Consider the following 18,016-nt stretch of genomic DNA (forward strand, 5'->3'; position numbering starts at 1 on the left):
ATGAATTGCCACAATAAAAAGTTATCTTTGTGGCAATATATGAGCTTAATATGGGTATACTTTCGTACCCAAACTACTGCGAAATAAGATAGAGAGATAATGATAGATTTGAATATATTGGAGCTTAGCGACCAAGAGATAGCTCGTCGCAATAGTCTCACTCAACTAAAGGAATTGGGCATAAACCCCTATCCTGCAGATGAATACCCCGTAAATGCTTGGGCGGAAGAAATCATTAAAACCTTTAACAAAGAGCAAAATCCTCCACGGGAGGTGTGCGTTGCGGGGCGTATTATGAGCCGTCGCATCATGGGTAAAGCCTCTTTTGTAGAACTGGCAGACTGCACTGGACGTATTCAAGTCTATATAACAAGAGATGATTTGTGCCCTGGAGAAGATAAGGAACTCTATGCTACTGTATTCAAAAAATGCCTTGATATAGGTGATTTTATCGGAATCAAAGGATTCGTATTCGAGACGCAAACGGGAGAGATATCAATCCATGCCCAAAGTCTTACTGTACTGAGCAAATCCCTCCGTCCATTACCCGTTGTAAAATCTAAAGATGGACAGGTTTTCGATGGATTTAACGATCCTGAGCAACGCTATCGTCGTCGCTATGTAGATTTAATCGTAAACGATCATGTACGAGATATATTTGTCAAAAGAACTCGCATCTTCTCTTCTATGCGTCGTTTCTTTGATGAACATGGTTATTTAGAGGTAGATACGCCTGTACTCCAACCCATACCAGGAGGAGCTGCAGCACGCCCCTTTATAACACACCACAATACATTAGACATACCTCTGTACCTCCGCATTGCCAACGAGCTTTATCTAAAACGTCTCATCGTAGGAGGGTTTGATGGCGTGTATGAGTTTAGTCGCAACTTCCGTAACGAGGGGATGGACCGCACTCATAATCCAGAGTTCACCGCCATGGAAATATATGTGGCATATAAGGATTACAATTGGATGATGTCTTTTACCGAACAAATGTTGGAACGCATTGCCTTAGATGTGTTAGGCACAACAGAAGTTCAGGTGGGCGACAAAAAGATTAGTTTTAAGCCACCTTTCCGTCGGGTAACAATGATTGATGCCATTAAGGAGCACACCAGTATAGATATTAGCGGCATGGGAGAGGAAGAGCTACGTGCCGTATGTAAAAAACTTGGCATTGAAACTTCTGAAAGTATGGGTAAGGGGAAACTTATTGATGAAATATTTGGAGAGAAGTGTGAAAAGCACTACATCCAACCCACTTTCATCATGGACTATCCTAAGGAGATGTCTCCCCTCACCAAAGAGCACAGAACTAATGCTGAACTTACAGAACGCTTTGAACTTATGGTTAATGGGAAAGAGTTGGCGAACGCTTATAGTGAACTCAACGACCCTATTGACCAAAAGAAACGCTTCGAAGAACAGCTGAAACTCTCAGAAAAGGGAGATGATGAAGCTATGTTCATCGACCAAGATTTTATCCGCGCATTGGAATATGGTATGCCCCCTACCTCAGGTATGGGTATCGGCATGGACCGTTTGGTTATGCTACTCACAGGACAGGAGAGCATCCAAGAGGTTTTGCTTTTCCCACAAATGAAACCTGAGATAGTAGCAAAAAGAGACAAAGCAGAGCTATTTAGAACAGTAGGCATTGCGGAAGAAATAGTGCCCATACTTTATAAAGCAGGTTATCTAACGGTAGATAGCCTAAAGGGCGAAAAACCAGGCAAAATACTACAGGCTATTAGCGAAATAAACAAAAAATACAAACTGGGGTTCACAATGCCCTCTCTGGACGAAGTAACCTGTTGGGTTCAAGCTTAATTAGATTTAGTACCCTCTTTATTAAAAGGGCTAAAGAGTAAATACTATGCAACAGAATGGTGTTATAGGAATTTTGGGTGGAGGTAGTTGGGCTACGGCTATTGCCAAGATTATACTAACCACCCAGCCCCATATTAATTGGTTCATACGTCGTTCCGAACAAATAGAGGCTTTCAAGAGCCTTGGGCACAATCCCACCTATCTTCAAGCTATCGAGTTTGATACGAGCAAAATAACTTTCTTTTCCGAGTCGGATATCAACAAATTCTTTCGGAGCAGTGATGCTATTGTCTTAATCACCCCCTCTCCATACATCAAAGGCTACTTAAAAAAGGTTCGTAAATCAAGTATCCGAGACAAATTTGTCATTAACGCAATTAAGGGTATTGTACCAGAAGAGAACGTTTTGGTATCTCAATACTTAATGGACGAATTTGATGTACCCAGAGAAAATATAGGGGTTATCGGAGGTCCTTGTCATGCCGAAGAGGTGGCACGTCATCGTCGCTCGTACCTCACTGTAGCCTGCAGTGATCTAAAAAAAGCAGAAGTATTTGCTCAAGCACTACGCAACGATTTTGTTAGTTGTGTTACCTCTAACGATATAGAGGGTGTACAGTATGCCTCTGTCTTGAAGAACATATACGCTATTGCCGCAGGTATATGCAATGGGTTACAGTATGGAGATAACTTTCAGTCGGTACTTATCTCCAACGCCATTGCCGAGATGAATTCGTTTATCAACGCAGTACACCTTATCAAAAGAGACATCACAGACTCTGTTTACTTGGGGGATTTGCTGGTAACGGCTTATTCTCAATTCAGTAGAAACCGCACTTTTGGGAATATGATTGGCCGTGGTTATAGTGTACGCGCTGCACAGTCCGAAATGGAGATGATCGCAGAGGGCTACTATGGAACCAAGTGTATTCGAGAGATTAACAAACACTATCAGGTCAATTTACCTATTTGCGACGCGGTTTACAGTATCCTTTACGAAAAAAAAGACCCCGCAAAAATAATTTTAGAGTTATCTCATCACTTCAAATAGTAGCAACCCTATATGTCAGAAGTTATAAGTTTGGATTTAAGGAATGCAGGAGTTTCAAAACTTTCGATTGAGCGTGCACAAAAAATCCTCACCCAAATAAGAGATAAAGACATAGAGGGGGCAGATTTACTGGGTTGGTTGGACCTCCCTTTACAATCTAAAGAAGTAATAGACAGGGTTAAGGCAACAGCCCTCCATTTGCGCAACTCATGTTCTCATGTGGTATGTATAGGCATTGGTGGAAGTTATATTGGAGCTCGTGCTATTATAGAAGCTTTGTCGGAAAACCCTTTTGCAACTAAAGAAAAAGGTCCCTCTATTCTCTATGCGGGGCACAACTTAGATCAAACATATCTATACCATCTGCTTAATCTTCTGGAGGGAAAAAACTTTGGTATTATATACATTTCTAAGAGTGGTACAACCACGGAACCAGCTATTGCATTCCGATTTCTCAAACAACTTTTAGAAAAAAACATAGGGAAAGAGAGAGCGGCAAAAGTTACCATAGCTATAACAGATGCTCAAAAAGGAGCCCTATCTCAAATAGCCCAAGAAGAAGGTTACACAACGTTACACATTCCTCAAGATGTCGGAGGGCGATTCTCAGCTTTATCCCCCGTAGGCTTGCTCCCCGTTGCAGTAGCGGGCTACGATATTGATGCCCTACTTCAAGGAGCTCGTTACATGAAAAAACAATCGGGCATAGAAGTAGATGCTTCAGACAATATGGCGGTACATTATGCCTGTCTGCGCTATGCTCTCTATGAAAAAGGCAAAAAAGTAGAACTGATGGTGGCACAAACGTCTCGCTTGCACTCCTTTTTGGAATGGTGGAAACAACTTTTCGGAGAGAGCGAAGGAAAAAAGAATAAGGGGATACTGCCCCACTCCGCACTTTTTACTACAGATTTACACTCATTAGGTCAATGGATACAGGAGGGAGATCCTATTCTTTTTGAGACAATTCTTTCTGTTCAAAAATCTTTACACCCTCTTTCCATTCCTATGGATAGAGAAGACAGAGATCAACTAAACTATTTATCTGGCAAATCCCTTTCATGGATTAATCAGAAAGCAACCGAAGGCACCGTCATGGCTCATGTCCATAGAGAAGTGCCCATAATAGGAATAAACCTTGAAACCATAAATGAGTATACTCTTGGAACTTTGATTTATTTCTTCCAAATAGCCGTAACTATCAGTGGTTATCTTTTAGAGGTTAATCCTTTTGACCAACCAGGAGTCGAAGAATACAAGAATAATATGTTTACTCTCTTGGGTAAACCTGGATGTTAAAACAAGAGCAATATCGTGATAGAGAAAACAATAAATGCAGAGAGCAATGGAAGATAACAATAATCTAATCTATCAAAAAAGGTCTGACATAATAATGAGAGAGTATGGGCGCAATGTACAAAGCATGGTGAACCATTGTCTCAGTATTCAAGATAGAGAGAAACGACAAGCATGTGCAGAGACCATCATCTCTATTATGAGAAATCTCTTTCCAGAGAGGAGCAATACTCCAGACGGCGAGCATATATTGTGGGACCACTTGGCTATAATGGCCGATTTTCAATTGGATATTGATTACCCGATAGAGGTTATAAAAAAGGAGCACTTAACCACGCCTCCCGATCATATCCCCTACGCCGAGAAAGAAGTTATCTACAAGCATTACGGCCATAATATACAGTCGAGCATAGATTTAGCTTGTAAGATGCCTGAGTCTCCCGAGCGAGAAGCCGTGGCCTTACAAATAGCCAATCACATGAAAACTCTCTATCTCACATGGAATAAGGATTTTGTAGACGACTACCAGATATTCAAAGATCTATTTTATCTATCGGGAGGAGTTCTAATCTTGAACGAACGAGACCATAAACTCCATACAACAGAGGAGACTCACAGTAAAGTGCCTCGCAGTAAAAACCGAAAGCATAAATAGCAAGTAACAAAATACTTTCACCTTAATACTATTATCTCTATGGCATCATTTGTTATTGAGGGGGGACACAAACTATCGGGCTCAATCACCCCCCAAGGAGCTAAAAACGAAGCTCTCCAAATTATCTCTGCAACGTTACTCACAGACCAAGAGGTACGTATTAGCAACATCCCCAACATATTGGATGTAAACAATCTGATAGAACTCCTCCGCTGCATGGGGGTAACCATATCTATGCTTGCTCCTGGCGAGTACTCCTTCTGCGCAAAGAATGTAGACTTGGAGTATGTTCGCAGTGAGGAATTTCTCATTAAGAGCCGAGCTTTGCGAGGATCCGTTCTTTTAGTGGGTCCTTTAGCAGGTCGCTTCGGCTATGCCATATTTCCTAAACCAGGTGGAGACAAAATAGGACGAAGACGCATTGATACACACCTCGTGGGGATATCGGCATTAGGTGCAAAGTGTTCCTACAACAGTGAAAAGTATTTTTACGAAATTATTGCTGATGATCTGAAAGGGAGTTATATGCTTTTGGACGAACCCTCTGTAACGGGTACAGCCAACGTTATCATGACAGCAGTACTCACTCCAGGAGAAACGACCATATTTAACGCCGCTTGTGAGCCCTACCTACAGCAGTTGTGTAAGATGCTCAACTCTATGGGAGCAAAAATTACAGGTGTAGGGTCCAATCTTCTTCATATAGAGGGTGTAACCTCTCTCAAAGGAACAACGCACAGACTTCTCCCCGATATGATAGAAGTAGGTAGCTTTATCGGGATGGCGGCAATGACACACTCCTCTCTAACTCTCAAAGACGTTAGTATACCCGACTTAGGTATTATACCCTCCGCTTTCCGCAGATTAGGAATTATCGTAGAGGAGCATGGAGATAATCTCTACATTCCAGAACAGGAAAGTTATGAGATCGACACATTTATGGATGGCTCTATTCTCACCATTGCAGACGCACCCTGGCCAGGTCTTACCCCAGACCTTTTGAGTGTATTCTTGGTAGTAGCGACACAAGCAAGAGGAAGTGTTCTTATTCATCAAAAGATGTTTGAAAGTCGTCTCTTCTTTGTCGATAAGCTTATCGACATGGGGGCACAAATTATTCTCTGCGATCCCCACCGTGCCACCGTTATCGGATTAGGCGGAAGAGTGCCATTACGTCCTGCATCCATGGTTTCACCCGATATTAGAGCTGGGATTGCTCTGCTTATTGCAGCAATGAGTGCCGAAGGAGTGAGCACAATTGGGAGTATCGACCAGATTGATCGCGGTTATCAAGACATCGACACACGCCTCAACGCCTTGGGTGCACACATTACACGTATAAGCAAATGAACAAGGAACTAAACTTAGTCCCTATCGGTACACTGGGAAGAGCTCATGGTATTAAAGGCGAAATAAATACTCGCTTAACGATTGAGCTCCCCTCTGTTTTTGAAAAAGGGGATACCGAGAGGTTATTTCTATTCGTCGAAATCGACGCTCTACCTGTACCTTTTTTAGTCGAGAGTTGGCGTACCAAAGGAGAAGACACTTACCTTCTTAAATTCAAAGATATCAATACAAAAGAGGAGGCGGAACAATATACCAACGCACCTCTTCTCATAGCGAGTCAGTTACTGGACGAAGATGTACAGTTTACAGCAATGCACTTTATCGGCTTCACTCTTCTTGACCAACGAGAAAAGAAGGTTGGAACCATTATAGATATTGATGACTCTACGCTAAATACCCTCTTTCTTGTACTTTGCGAGGAGGGGCATGAAGTATTGATACCTGTGGCCGATGACTTGGTGCAGTATATAGATGCCGAAAAACAAGTAATATCTTTAGAAATCCCCGAAGGTCTTCTCGACTAACATCTTCCCCTAATAATGAAAAAAAGGATAGCCATTCTTGGAGCAACAGGCTCTATCGGTACCCAAGCCTTAGAGATAATAAAAGCCAATCCCGATCTTTTTGAAGTAACACTTCTTACAGGCAACAACCAAGTTGAGTTGCTTTCATCGCTTTCAAGGGAATTTTTACCCAAAGAGGTCGTTATTGCCAATGAAGAGTTCTATGCCCCACTCCGAGAAAATCTTTCCTCTCTCCCCATAACAGTATCGGCAGGTGCAAAAGCTTTAGAGGAAGCAGTTACTCATACTGATATTGACATTGTACTCTCTGCACTTGTCGGTTACTCTGGAGTATTACCTACTCTTGCTGCAATCCGAGCTCAAAAGACTATCGCTTTGGCCAATAAGGAGACACTCGTCGTTGCGGGTGAACTTATCATGGAGGAAGCAAAGCGAATGGGTGTAACCATCTACCCCGTAGACTCGGAACACTCTGCTATTTACCAATGTCTCATGGGCGAAGAAACCCCGCCTGAAAAGCTCATTCTAACTGCTTCGGGTGGTCCTTTTCTCCGACACTCTTTGGAAGAATTGGAGAAAGTAACTCCTCAACAGGCCTTGAAGCACCCCAACTGGGATATGGGAGCCAAGGTAACCATAGACTCCGCAACGCTTATGAACAAGGGTTTTGAGATGATTGAAGCCCATTGGCTGTTTCATATCTCTTCCCAGCAAATTGATGTTTTGGTACACCCTCAGAGTGTAGTACACTCTATGGTACAATTTTTCGACGGTAGCGTAAAAGCTCAAATGGGACAACCCGATATGAGATTGCCTATTAGTTTGGCCTTAGGTTTAGGAAAACGAATACCCAACAACTACACCCGCTGTGATTTTACTCTGATATCACTTACCTTTGAACAGCCCGATCTAAGCAGATTTCCCAATCTTTCCTACGCCTATCAAGCCCTTGAAATAGGAGGATTAGCACCCTGCATCCTCAATGCCGCCAACGAGGTCGCTGTAGCCTCTTTTCTACAAGAGAAGATTTCCTTTAGAGGGATGAGTTATCTACTTGAAGAGATAATCTCTCAAATGTTCTCTTCTTATCGCTCTTTTGATTTAGAAGCACTTATTGCCGCTAATGAGGAAGTGCGTCTAAAGGCGGGAGCTCTCGTCCGTTCGGGAAAATTCAAATAGTTTTTGGAGCCTGTACAACGACTTTTTTACACTACCCCTTCCCCCTTCATGCAAAAGAAAGAGGGGACTATACTTGTAGCCCCCTCTTATTCCATAAGAGACCATGTCAGGGTCTCAAGAGTTAATTATGGAAATTTGGGATATTGCTTAAAGTTAGGTTTACGCTTCTCTAAGAAAGCATTCTTGCCCTCTTGAGCCTCGTCGGTCATATAGTAAAGCATTGTTGCATCTCCAGCCAATTCCTGTATTCCCGCCTGTCCGTCTAACTCGGCATTAAGCCCCGCCTTAATCATACGCAGGGCAAGAGGGCTAAGTAGCATCATCTCTTCAGCCCACTGTACATACTCTTCTTCGAGCTGTTCTAAGGAGACAACTTTATTGACCAAACCCATATCCAGAGCCTCTTGAGCATTGTATTGGCGACACAAAAACCATATCTCCCGAGCTTTCTTCTGTCCTACGACACGTGCCAAGTAAGAAGATCCGAAGCCCGCATCGAAACTACCAACACGGGGACCTGTCTGACCGAAACGAGCATTCTCAGAAGCAATCGTAAGATCACACACAACGTGCAATACGTGCCCTCCACCTATAGCAAAGCCATTTACCGCTGCAATAACAGGCTTAGGCAAAGAACGTATTTGCTTCTGTACATCGAGTACGCTAAGGCGAGGGACTCCCTCTTTGTCTATATAGCCACCCCTTCCTTTGACATTCTGATCTCCTCCTGCACAGAAAGCTTTATCTCCAGCCCCAGTGATTACCACTACGCTTATATCTGCCTCTTCGCGACATATACGGAGGGCATCGCTCATTTCTGCGGTTGTTGTTGGGGTAAAGGCGTTACGATAACGCTCACGGTTTATAGTAATACGGGCAATTCCATTATAGTAATCGAAGAGTATTTCCTCATACTCCCGTATCATGGTCCATTCTCTAATAGCCATAGTTTTATACTGATTTAGATAACTGTTCATAGTAGGCAGCCAAAAGAGCTGCATCTTCGTTGCAACAAGTAAATACCTCTACAAGAAGAGGTGTGCTCCTCTCTTCGGGAGAAGTCATAACCGTTACGGCTTGGGTAAGTTGCTCTTCGTTTTCTACACGGAGGTAAGCAAAACCTCTATCCTCTGCCCAAACCTTGGCCGATGCGGTGTGTGGAGCAGCAATATAGGGTTGGGCTTCGGAGGTAATTTGCAGCCCCGAAAGCGTGTAAAAAATCTCTCCCCCTCCATTATTGAGCAAAAGGATACGTAAATTAGAGCGCACATGGTGCGACCACAAAGCATTCATATCGTAGAAGAAACTCAAATCTCCGATGATGAGATAGTTAACCTTGTCGGAATAAAAAGCGTATCCCAAAGCCGTCGAAAGAGAACCTTCTATACCATTTGTTCCTCGATTGGAACAGACCTCTACTGTCGACGGTAGAGGATAGAACTGTGCGTAGCGTACGGCAGAACTATTGGCAAGGTGCAATGCACAAGAGGGAGGCAAAGAGGAGAGCAATGCTCCTACGGCAGCCATTGCGGAATAGGGGAACTGCGGAGCCTCTTCCCTTTTACAATAAACCTCCCAACGACGAGCATAGTCAGAGGGTTGCACCGTCAACAAGTCTGCTATCTTTTCCCAAAACTCAAAGGGGTCAATCTCAACAACCGTTGTTAGCGCACCAAAGAGGTCTACCACTTCGCCGCCTTTAGAGATATGCCAATGCTCCTTGGGAGGAAACTTTCTCAAGTAGTTTTTCAATCCTTTCGATATGACATGCCCCCCATAGGTAATAAGTAGTTCGGGGGCCAAGTCGGCTTTTTGTTGTTCGTTAAAAGAGTGTAGGGCTAAATCGAAATTCTTTATAGGAGTGCCAGGTACCGTTTGGTTAGCAGGGTGCTCCGCAAACCATACAAAGTGCTTGTATAACTGCTTAGAAGACTTTTTATCGAAGAGATAAATCAAATTCATCTGCCCTGCTATTGCCATCTTTTTAGTGTAGGTATTGAGCTTTTCTACAAGCCCCGTATAGTCTCTATCGTACACGTTCAGCCCCTCATAACGAGTTATAACGCGCTCCTCTGGGAGAGCTGTTTCGGAAAATTCAAAAAGGGGCAAAGAGAGAGGTACATTAATATGCACAGGCCCTCTACCATGATGGTGTGTAGCCAGTATAGCTTCATTTATCAATCGATTGGAATACCACGCCTCCTCCTCAGTAACAATTTGTGGCAGGGTTACACTTTTCTTGACTAAACTCCCGAACAAACTCTCTTGTGGTACCGTCTGCCCGTCCATTTGCCCAATCCAAGCAGCGGGCCTGTCTGCAGATATTACGATAAGAGGTACATTTTGATAGTAAGCCTCAGCCACAGCGGGGTGTAGATTGAGCAAAGCTGTGCCCGAAGTGCAACATATCACAACGGGTTGAGCTGTACTGAGCGAGAGTCCCAAAGCAAAGTAACCAGCACTACGTTCATCGGTCATCGGGTAACAACTAAACGAGGGCACTGAGGCTAAAGTTTGAATAAGAGGGATATTGCGACTGCCCGAACAGAGGACCACTTTAGTTATACCATGCGCTTTGAGCAAAGCGACCAATTGAAGAACGCTCTTTTTGTTCGAGTACATATAGACTTTCTTTTTTCTAAAGTTATACCATCTTCTTTCTTCTCTCTTTCTATGAGAGTATCATGATGAAGGAACAGAAGCTATCAAACGAGACATTGTATTCATCTTACGCTCTGTTTCTATCCACTCCTCGATTACTTCAGAAGAAGCTACAATCCCTCCTCCTGCATAGAGTGTTACATGAGGGTCTTGAGATTGCAAACAACGGATGTTAACGTAAATATCGGTTGCCCCTTGAGGGTTAATTCGTCCCAAAAAACCCGAGTAATAGCTACGACTATCTTTTTCCTGCTCAAGAATAAACTCCATGGCTCTCTTTTTAGGGAAACCACATACAGCAGGGGTCGGATGCAAAAGCTCTAAAAGTCTCGGAAGTATAGAGGGTTGAGATAGGGAAAAGAAAAAGTCTGTTTTAAGGTGCGCCATGGAGGCTGCCTGCACCGTATAGGGCTCTGATTCTCTCCCCTCTATCCCCAAAGAGTGCAAACACTCTCGTATATAAGTGGCGACGTAAGCTTGTTCCTCTCTGTTTTTTTGAGACCAAACAGCAGGGAGCTCTCCATCGACAAGAGGCTGAGTCCCTGCAAGGGCTGTCGTATACCAATGCCTATTTTGCCCCGAAAGCAGTACCTCGGGTGAGGCACCTAACCAAAGTCCCGTAATCGGTGTGCTAGTAAGGTAGACATAAGCCTGTGGATAGAGAGCACAAGCCTCTCTCCAAGCTTCCAGTGGAGAGAAAGTTTTTTGGGGAAAATGATTGCGCTGTCGTGCCAAAACCAATTTTTCTACTCTACCCGATCGTATCGCCTCGATATAATTGTCAAAGAGGTCTCTATACTCCGCACTTACGGCAAGAAAAGGGAGCTCTTTTTGAAGTTCTCTCGCTCTATGGTCTGTAGTGCTGATAAAAAAGAGCTGCTCCGTGGTCGGAGAGAAAGTAACTATCGGAGTAGAACTACTTGAAGAGAAAGGGGCTATTACAAAACAATCTGAGAAAGGGAGTTCCCCTACAGAAGAGTAAGTAGACAACGAAGAGGAGGAACCCACGACAAGCACCGCCTGCTGCGAGTACGGCAATCTGTATAGGGCAAAAGGAGTCTCTTTTCTCCAAAGTTCATTGACTATTTCCAATTCCTGCCTCATGTTTCCTTGGAGATAATTCCATTGGTTACTTGTATGGAAGAAATTAATCGCCCTGTCGAAACGCTTACGACCTCTACGCGCCAAATATGCGTTCTACGCCCTCGATGAATTAAAACACCCTCTGCCTTTACTTTATCACCCTTATAAGCCGATGCAATATGATTGCCACTTACTTGGATACCCACTGACCACTCACTATCTTGGCAGAGAACATTTGAGCCTACTCCCGCTACGGTCTCGGCAAGGGCTAAAGTTGCTCCACCGTGTAGTATTCCAAAAGGCTGACAGGTATGTTCGTCCACAGGCATTACAGCCTCGATTTTTTCATCCGAAACGGATGTATATTCTATTCCTAAACTCCCCATAAGCGTACCCTTGATATGGGCATTTAACTGGTTTAGAAGAGATCCTTGCTCCTCGGGGAATAATTCTTTTTTAGTCATGCTTTATTCATCGTTGCTATACTACAAGCGAGCACCTCTTTTACCAACAACGCACGCCACAATAGCAACTCTTGCGAAGTTACTCCATTTGCTTATAGTGACCAAAATATAGGTCTATTGAGAAAAAGAGATTTTTCTTCTTTTGAAAAGATCGAATACAAAGAAAGAAGAGAGAAAAACACTTTCCCCCTTCTCATCTATTATAACAAGTCATGTTCATAGAGATAAACAACCCGTTCGGTAAAAGCATCATCGGCATTATATCGAGGATCATACTTTACCTTTAAGTTACCCCCAAAGAATGCAGCGAACAGATTATACCAACCTGCCTTAAAACTTCCGTAAAAGGCTTTGATTAAATCGTAGCTCGAGCTATTGGTCTGTCTGCATACCAACTTCATAAGAAGCTCTCCTTGGCGTAGTGTAAGGTTTTTCATTATAGGTTTGTACTCTCTCATCAAATCATCTTCGATACGGTCAAGATGCCTACTTCGGGCTCTATCATTGGGGAGCGTCTCAAGGTATTCATACGTTTCAATCATCGTTTGAGCAAGCATATTGGCATAAGGCAATACCTTCTTTACATCTCTTATACGACGCCAATAGGTCTCTTTCTCCTCCGAAGAGAGCGGAACATAACGAGGGCGGAAACGATGCTCTACCGTTATGTCGGGCAGAACGGCATAATAGAGCGTATCTCCCGCCTCCACTTGCGGTTTTATTACTACCCGCTTAGCAGCCTCTTTATCAAAATGTCCCTGTCCATAAAGAGATATTACAGAGAGGCATAAAAGCACTATCACAAATACATATCTTTTCATAGTACAATCCTTATTAAACACAAGCAAACTTACAGATAATAGTGTTAATGTACACTATCTTCTTAAAAAAGAGAGGTGTATACCAATTCCTCAGCTTGCGAGACAGAAGAAATAATGTCACACCCCCAAGGTAAATAACTCCGCTATGGGAATAGAGAGCCAAAGCCCATTGTTCCCCCAAAAATTAGGAAAGGTTAGCATGCCCGAGGTAAAAAAACAAACCCACACAATAGGGGTATAATATTAGTGCCCCCAAAGCATACTCTCCGATATAATTGCCAGCTATATAGTCATCAAGAAGTATGTATCGTCCTTGCTGTAACATGATTCTTTATTATCTAGGATTAATATGCTCATACCACCCCACTTAAACAGCCTCTAACGAAAGGAGCGTAGCCGATGAAGTATTGTGCAAAGATCTCAAAGAATAGCTCTTATTCAGATAGGCTTAACGTATTCTCTCTTGCAAGAAGATTGTTTTTCGTTGTAGAAACTTGAAAAGAATCGCTATAAAAATTGTTTTCCTCTCCAATTTTTCTCTATTTATATATTGTAAATCTATATACATAATCTATGTATGCACATACATAAGCTGCGTATGGACATACATAGGCTGCGTATGGACATACATAGGCTACGAATAAAGAATTAGTAGTAAATAAAATAGTCTATAGTACTAAGAAAACTATTTTTGTCTAAGCATAATATCTTTTCTCGCTATACATCTAAAGCTCTTCTCTACTCCTCTTCATCCTTTCTAATACGAAGCTCTCAACAGAGTTCAAAAGACAAATACTATCGTAAATACTATTACTTAGTTCCCTATAAAAACAATATAAGCCGATTTATAACTTATGGATAATTACCCACTCCAAGGGCTTTTTAATAAAGCATCCTATTCACAACAGGAGAAAACAAAAAGAAACGAATTATACGTGGCAGATTTTTAACATGGTAGTATGTGCAAAAATCCAGAATAAAATACGATATTTGTAGCAGAAAGAAAAGATGATTTTTGACATCATATATTAAGAAAAAGACTTCTCGAGGTAAATTGAGCGAGAACTTAATGCACACCGCCCCCTATTTTCTAATACCCCACTCGACTTATCCCCCATATAATAGCAAGTATTCGGATAGATAAAAAATAGAAAGAGAAAAAATAATCGTAAACAATTAAATGAGTAAAAGATGAAACACAAAAAAAATCTACTTACTATTTTCATCACTCTTGTGTCGATACTAAGTGCTTCCTCTGTAGTAGCACAGAATAGTATCACTCTTATGACAAGCAAGAAAAAAGGAGAGACAATTAAACTGATTGCTAAGCCTGTAGAGAACCTTACCATTGAAGGAGCTCAAAAAACAGCAACTGAAAATGAGTATACAATAACCGACATAGATGGAGAAATTACCCTTAAGGGTGATATCACCTTCTTAGATTGTATAGGACAACAAATAACTACACTGAACCTTTCTCAGAATAAAGTACTCAACGAGCTACGATGTGACCAGAATCAAATTGAGATTCTTTCCTTAAAAGAAACTCCATCCGTAAATATCTTGAGTTGTTCTAAAAACAATCTTCGTATTTTAGAACTCTCCGAGGGGAGCCAATTAAAAGAGCTTTATTGCGACCACAATCAGTTCAAAAAAAGAACTATGGACGTCCTTGTAGCCTCATTGCCAGATCGCAGCACAAAAAACCCAAAAGGTTTTTTTGCGGTCTTTGACAATGAAAACAATGATGAAACAAATATTTGTAACAAAGAGCAGGTTGCTATAGCTCTCAAACGCGGCTGGATGGTAAAAGAGAAAAAAGGAAGTTGGGTAGATTACCAAGGTAGCGAAAGAGTAATCGGCAACGGACAAATCTCTCTTACAACTGCCAAAGTAGAGGGAGAGTTTATCGACTTAATCATCGAAACTAACGAAGATTTTTCTGTTGAAGGAGCAGTATTCGTAGGAGAAAACAGCTACAAGGTTACAGCTTCCGACGGCAAGATATCAATTAAGGGAGATGTTATAAATATGGACTGTTCCGATGCCAAACTCACCTCTTTGAACGTTTCTCGTTGCCCAACACTGCAAAAATTATCTTGCAATGGCAACAAGCTTACTGCCTTAGAGCTACTGAACAACACAGAATTAGTAGAACTCTACTGTTACGACAATAAATTAAACTCTTTAGACATATCTAACAATGCAAAGTTGACGAAATTCTGGTGTCAAAACAACGAACTTACATCATTAGATTTGTCTAAAAACATAAGATTAGAAGAGTTCTACTGTGAACACAACCAACTAAACTCTCTCAATGTATCCAATAATACAGAATTGATAAAACTCTGGTGCTATCTAAATCCTATCAACACTTTAGATGTATCCAAAAACACCAAACTTACCGTGTTGCAATGTTATCGAAATGAACTCTCTGAATTAAATATATCAAATAATAAGAAGTTGGAAATCTTGTGGTGTGATGACAACAATATAACAACGCTTGATACTTCTAATAATCCTGAGTTACTTATGCTTTCTTGTAGCTCTAATAAAATTGCATCTTTAGATTTTTCTAATAATAAGAAAATAGACGAATTACACTGTGATGGCAACCAAATTAAGGGAGAAAATATGGACCTCCTAATCAGCTCTCTTCCTATCCGTTCTGAAAGTGATGGAGAAGGTCTATTTGGTGTAATAGACAATAGTGCAGGCTCTGCAACCAACGTTTGTACAAAAAAACAGGTAGCTGCAGCTAAAAGCCGTGGTTGGATAGCTAAAGAATGGAGTGCTACAGACGAAAATTGGATAGATTATGAGGGTAGTGAAGACACCTCTATCAACGACATCTTAGCCGAAGAAGAGGCAAGCATCGTTGCAATTTACACTGTTGATGGAAGACGTATCAGCCAATTACAAGAAGGGGTAAACATCATTCGCCTAAGCAACGGCAAGGCTCACAAAGTATTTCACGAAGTACGATAATAGCAAATTTGACGTCTAAACTTAGACGCTAAATACAACCCAAGGGTTGGAGATGCTAATGTACCGAAGAGAACGATTCATTAGCCTCCAGCCCTTTCTTATCTTAAGTCCAAAGAGAAATTGCTACAGAAATTCTCTTTGGATTTGATACTGTCCTATGAGGGGACTAAGTTTTATTGAAAGGGTACAGTCGGGAGATTCCACCCCCTTTGTGTTTTGAATAGAAGTATCTTTGCCCAAAGAAAAAAATCAATGGAAAATATGAAAAAGATTGTTGTACTACTTTTAGGATTGTTCGGATGGATGCAGATAGCCTCTGCCCAAATCTTCGATAGAGACACTATGGAGGAGGGCAATTCAAGATTAGGACTGGGAATGGTAGCAGGAGCTTTAGGTATATACGACAGCACTCCCTGCGGAACAGTTGGTATGAATATTCTTTTTAAGGGAGCTTATTTTGATTTTACCTATTTTGCTCCGCGACATTCTGAAGATGTGCGGGTTGGTCAATGGTCTGATAAGCAAAGTTGGTCAATACATTTTGGATATCAGATACCTATAACAGAAAAAATAAGAGTTACACCTCTTGTTGGTTATGCACAAGTCGATTTGGGAAGAACAAATGGTTGGGATTGGCACGTATCAAAAAATGGGATTCATAATAAATTCATCCCAGAAGATAAAGTGGGAGGATTGGATTTTGGGGCTTCTTTAGTGTATAGTTTTTATTGGAAGCTAATTGACATCAAAATACCAATGAATATCTCTTTGAATGCCACTCGGCGTGGTATCTATGCAGGCATGATGTTTGAGTTTTATCCTGTATGGTAGAAAAAAAGCCTGATACTCTAGTAACGAGTATCGGGCTTTTTTGTTAGTTACAGGAGTTGCATATTCAAAACTCAAAACCTATCCCTGCTGTAAGAGCGTATCTCGATGCTGTCAATGTCGCATTCACAGGCATTATCCACATGAAATTATAAATGAGTGTGAGACCATAATCAAGCCCTCCCGAAGTTTTTTCTGGGACAAACTTATTCCGAACACCATCCGAATAAGTCCAGTCGTATCCATCCGTTATCCCCATTTCTATCTTAGCAAGTCCAATCATGGGCACACATCTGAAAGACTCTGAAAAAGGTAACTGATAGCCAAAATGAAAAGCATACCCTCTACCATCTTTCCATTTATCTATTCGAGTGTTTTGTAAATGCTTCGTTGGGCTAAACATAAAATCAAGGTAAAACCCGTCGTATAGAATAGAGACTCCTACACAGGAATTAGGCATAAAATCAAAAACTCCCAATGCGCCTATTTTCCAATCAACAGCAAATTTTGAGTTTACCTCCTCCATAGTGTCTCTATCGAAGATTTGGGCAGAGGCTATCTGCATCCATCCGAACAATCCTAAAAGTAGTACAACAATCTTTTTCATATTTTCCATTGATTTTTTTTCTTTGGGCGAAGATACTTCTAACATTTCAAACACAAAGGGGGTGGAATCTCCCGACTGCACTCCTTCAACAAAATTTTCTTCCTCATAGTTATCTGTGGGGACTTATAATGTAGATATCTAAAGATATTAGCACTCTGTATATTAAGAGGAATAGCTTCTCAAGCCTTCTTTGCCTTTTATCTGTGCTTTCACAAATGTTTGCGATGCCATGCCATTTCTAATTGATTCGTAATGGACGATTTAGTATTTTGTGTGGTGTGGATATACAACTTGCTGTCATGCGTTCATTTTATTTCTGTAAAGTGCCATCTCCGCAGTAAAATACAGCAAAATCCAAAGAGTAATCCTGATACTGTCCTACAAAAGTGTGTAAGCCCCGTAGCTCTTAACTTTGTGGTAAAAAGCAAAAACAAACTAAGAACAATGGAGCTTACAGCATCACAAAAGTCGGCATTTATTTCGGAAATGCTATCATCAGAGTCAGGAATTAACGAGATTATTCGAGTGTTATTGAACACCTTCTCCAAACAAGAACGTGCTCTTTTTGTAGAGGAGCATAAAGGGGAACAGTGCAATGGTTTTCGTCCCCGTCGATGGCGAGGCTATGGATGTAGCTTTGAGCTTCGGATTCCACGTACTCGTTCAGGGAATTTTC

The 18,016-nt window shown here is 41.6% G+C and carries 15 protein-coding genes and 1 pseudogene; 10 read left to right on the top strand and 6 right to left on the bottom strand.

The window, feature by feature from the left end; genetic code table 11:
• Positions 1-108: 108 nt before the first annotated feature.
• Genes lysS through B5D06_RS07340 form a run of 7 tightly spaced genes read left to right on the top strand, consistent with a single transcriptional unit; the run spans position 109 to position 7,888 of the window.
• Entirely contained in the window at positions 109-1,833 is a 1,725-nt protein-coding gene (lysS, locus tag B5D06_RS07310) for a lysine--tRNA ligase (protein ID WP_184227901.1), read from the top strand.
• 46 nt (positions 1,834-1,879) lie between these two features.
• Positions 1,880-2,884 carry an NAD(P)H-dependent glycerol-3-phosphate dehydrogenase gene (locus B5D06_RS07315; RefSeq protein WP_078737351.1) on the top strand — a complete coding sequence of 335 codons (1,005 nt, stop codon included), beginning with the start codon at positions 1,880-1,882 and terminating at the stop codon, positions 2,882-2,884.
• 12 nt (positions 2,885-2,896) lie between these two features.
• The gene (locus B5D06_RS07320; protein ID WP_078737352.1) at positions 2,897-4,183 is read left to right on the top strand and encodes a glucose-6-phosphate isomerase; all 1,287 of its coding nucleotides are present in this window, start codon (positions 2,897-2,899) and stop codon (positions 4,181-4,183) included.
• A gap of 46 nt (positions 4,184-4,229) precedes the next feature.
• Positions 4,230-4,835 (top strand): DUF4290 domain-containing protein, encoded by a 606-nt coding sequence (locus B5D06_RS07325; RefSeq protein WP_078737367.1) that lies wholly within the window; start codon positions 4,230-4,232, stop codon positions 4,833-4,835.
• Positions 4,836-4,874: 39 nt separating this feature from the next.
• Positions 4,875-6,185, top strand: a complete 1,311-nt coding sequence (gene murA, locus B5D06_RS07330; protein WP_078737353.1) for a UDP-N-acetylglucosamine 1-carboxyvinyltransferase — start codon at positions 4,875-4,877, stop codon at positions 6,183-6,185.
• Complete coding sequence (gene rimM, locus B5D06_RS07335) at positions 6,182-6,709, top strand: ribosome maturation factor RimM (RefSeq protein WP_078737354.1); 528 nt, start codon at positions 6,182-6,184, stop codon at positions 6,707-6,709. The genes murA and rimM overlap by 4 nt, the downstream gene beginning before the upstream one ends.
• A 15-nt stretch (positions 6,710-6,724) precedes the next feature.
• Positions 6,725-7,888: a 1-deoxy-D-xylulose-5-phosphate reductoisomerase gene (locus B5D06_RS07340; RefSeq protein ID WP_078737355.1), complete on the top strand. Its 1,164-nt coding sequence runs from the start codon at positions 6,725-6,727 to the stop codon at positions 7,886-7,888.
• Positions 7,889-8,013: 125 nt separating this feature from the next.
• Here the strand turns inward: B5D06_RS07340 and menB are convergent, their stop codons facing one another.
• From menB to B5D06_RS07365, 5 genes are all read right to left on the bottom strand, one after another.
• Positions 8,014-8,835, bottom strand: coding sequence for a 1,4-dihydroxy-2-naphthoyl-CoA synthase (gene menB, locus B5D06_RS07345; protein ID WP_078737356.1), 822 nt, complete (start codon positions 8,833-8,835; stop codon positions 8,014-8,016).
• A gap of 4 nt (positions 8,836-8,839) precedes the next feature.
• The gene (gene menD, locus B5D06_RS07350) at positions 8,840-10,510 is read right to left on the bottom strand and encodes a 2-succinyl-5-enolpyruvyl-6-hydroxy-3-cyclohexene-1-carboxylic-acid synthase (protein WP_078737357.1); all 1,671 of its coding nucleotides are present in this window, start codon (positions 10,508-10,510) and stop codon (positions 8,840-8,842) included.
• 60 nt (positions 10,511-10,570) lie between these two features.
• Positions 10,571-11,653 carry an isochorismate synthase gene (locus B5D06_RS07355; RefSeq protein ID WP_078737358.1) on the bottom strand — a complete coding sequence of 361 codons (1,083 nt, stop codon included), beginning with the start codon at positions 11,651-11,653 and terminating at the stop codon, positions 10,571-10,573.
• Positions 11,650-12,096 (bottom strand): PaaI family thioesterase, encoded by a 447-nt coding sequence (locus B5D06_RS07360; RefSeq protein WP_078737359.1) that lies wholly within the window; start codon positions 12,094-12,096, stop codon positions 11,650-11,652. Before B5D06_RS07360 ends, B5D06_RS07355 begins: the two co-directional genes overlap by 4 nt.
• A gap of 200 nt (positions 12,097-12,296) precedes the next feature.
• Positions 12,297-12,917, bottom strand: coding sequence for a DUF4294 domain-containing protein (locus B5D06_RS07365; protein ID WP_078737360.1), 621 nt, complete (start codon positions 12,915-12,917; stop codon positions 12,297-12,299).
• Between the two features lie 1,191 nt (positions 12,918-14,108).
• Between B5D06_RS07365 and B5D06_RS07370 the strand changes: the two genes are divergently transcribed.
• Positions 14,109-15,905 carry a leucine-rich repeat domain-containing protein gene (locus tag B5D06_RS07370; protein ID WP_078737361.1) on the top strand — a complete coding sequence of 599 codons (1,797 nt, stop codon included), beginning with the start codon at positions 14,109-14,111 and terminating at the stop codon, positions 15,903-15,905.
• A 261-nt stretch (positions 15,906-16,166) separates the two neighbouring features.
• Complete coding sequence (locus tag B5D06_RS07375) at positions 16,167-16,736, top strand: hypothetical protein (RefSeq protein ID WP_143742643.1); 570 nt, start codon at positions 16,167-16,169, stop codon at positions 16,734-16,736.
• Between the two features lie 64 nt (positions 16,737-16,800).
• Here B5D06_RS07375 and B5D06_RS07380 read toward each other — a convergent pair whose 3' ends face one another.
• On the bottom strand, positions 16,801-17,340 hold the full coding sequence (locus B5D06_RS07380) for a hypothetical protein (RefSeq protein ID WP_143742644.1): 540 nt from the start codon (positions 17,338-17,340) through the stop codon (positions 16,801-16,803).
• Between the two features lie 252 nt (positions 17,341-17,592).
• Here B5D06_RS07380 and B5D06_RS09080 point away from each other — a divergent pair.
• Positions 17,593-18,016, top strand: a pseudogene (locus B5D06_RS09080) (hypothetical protein); the annotation flags it as partial.

This window comes from Porphyromonas circumdentaria, from assembly GCF_900167105.1.
In the GTDB taxonomy this organism is placed as follows: domain Bacteria; phylum Bacteroidota; class Bacteroidia; order Bacteroidales; family Porphyromonadaceae; genus Porphyromonas; species Porphyromonas circumdentaria.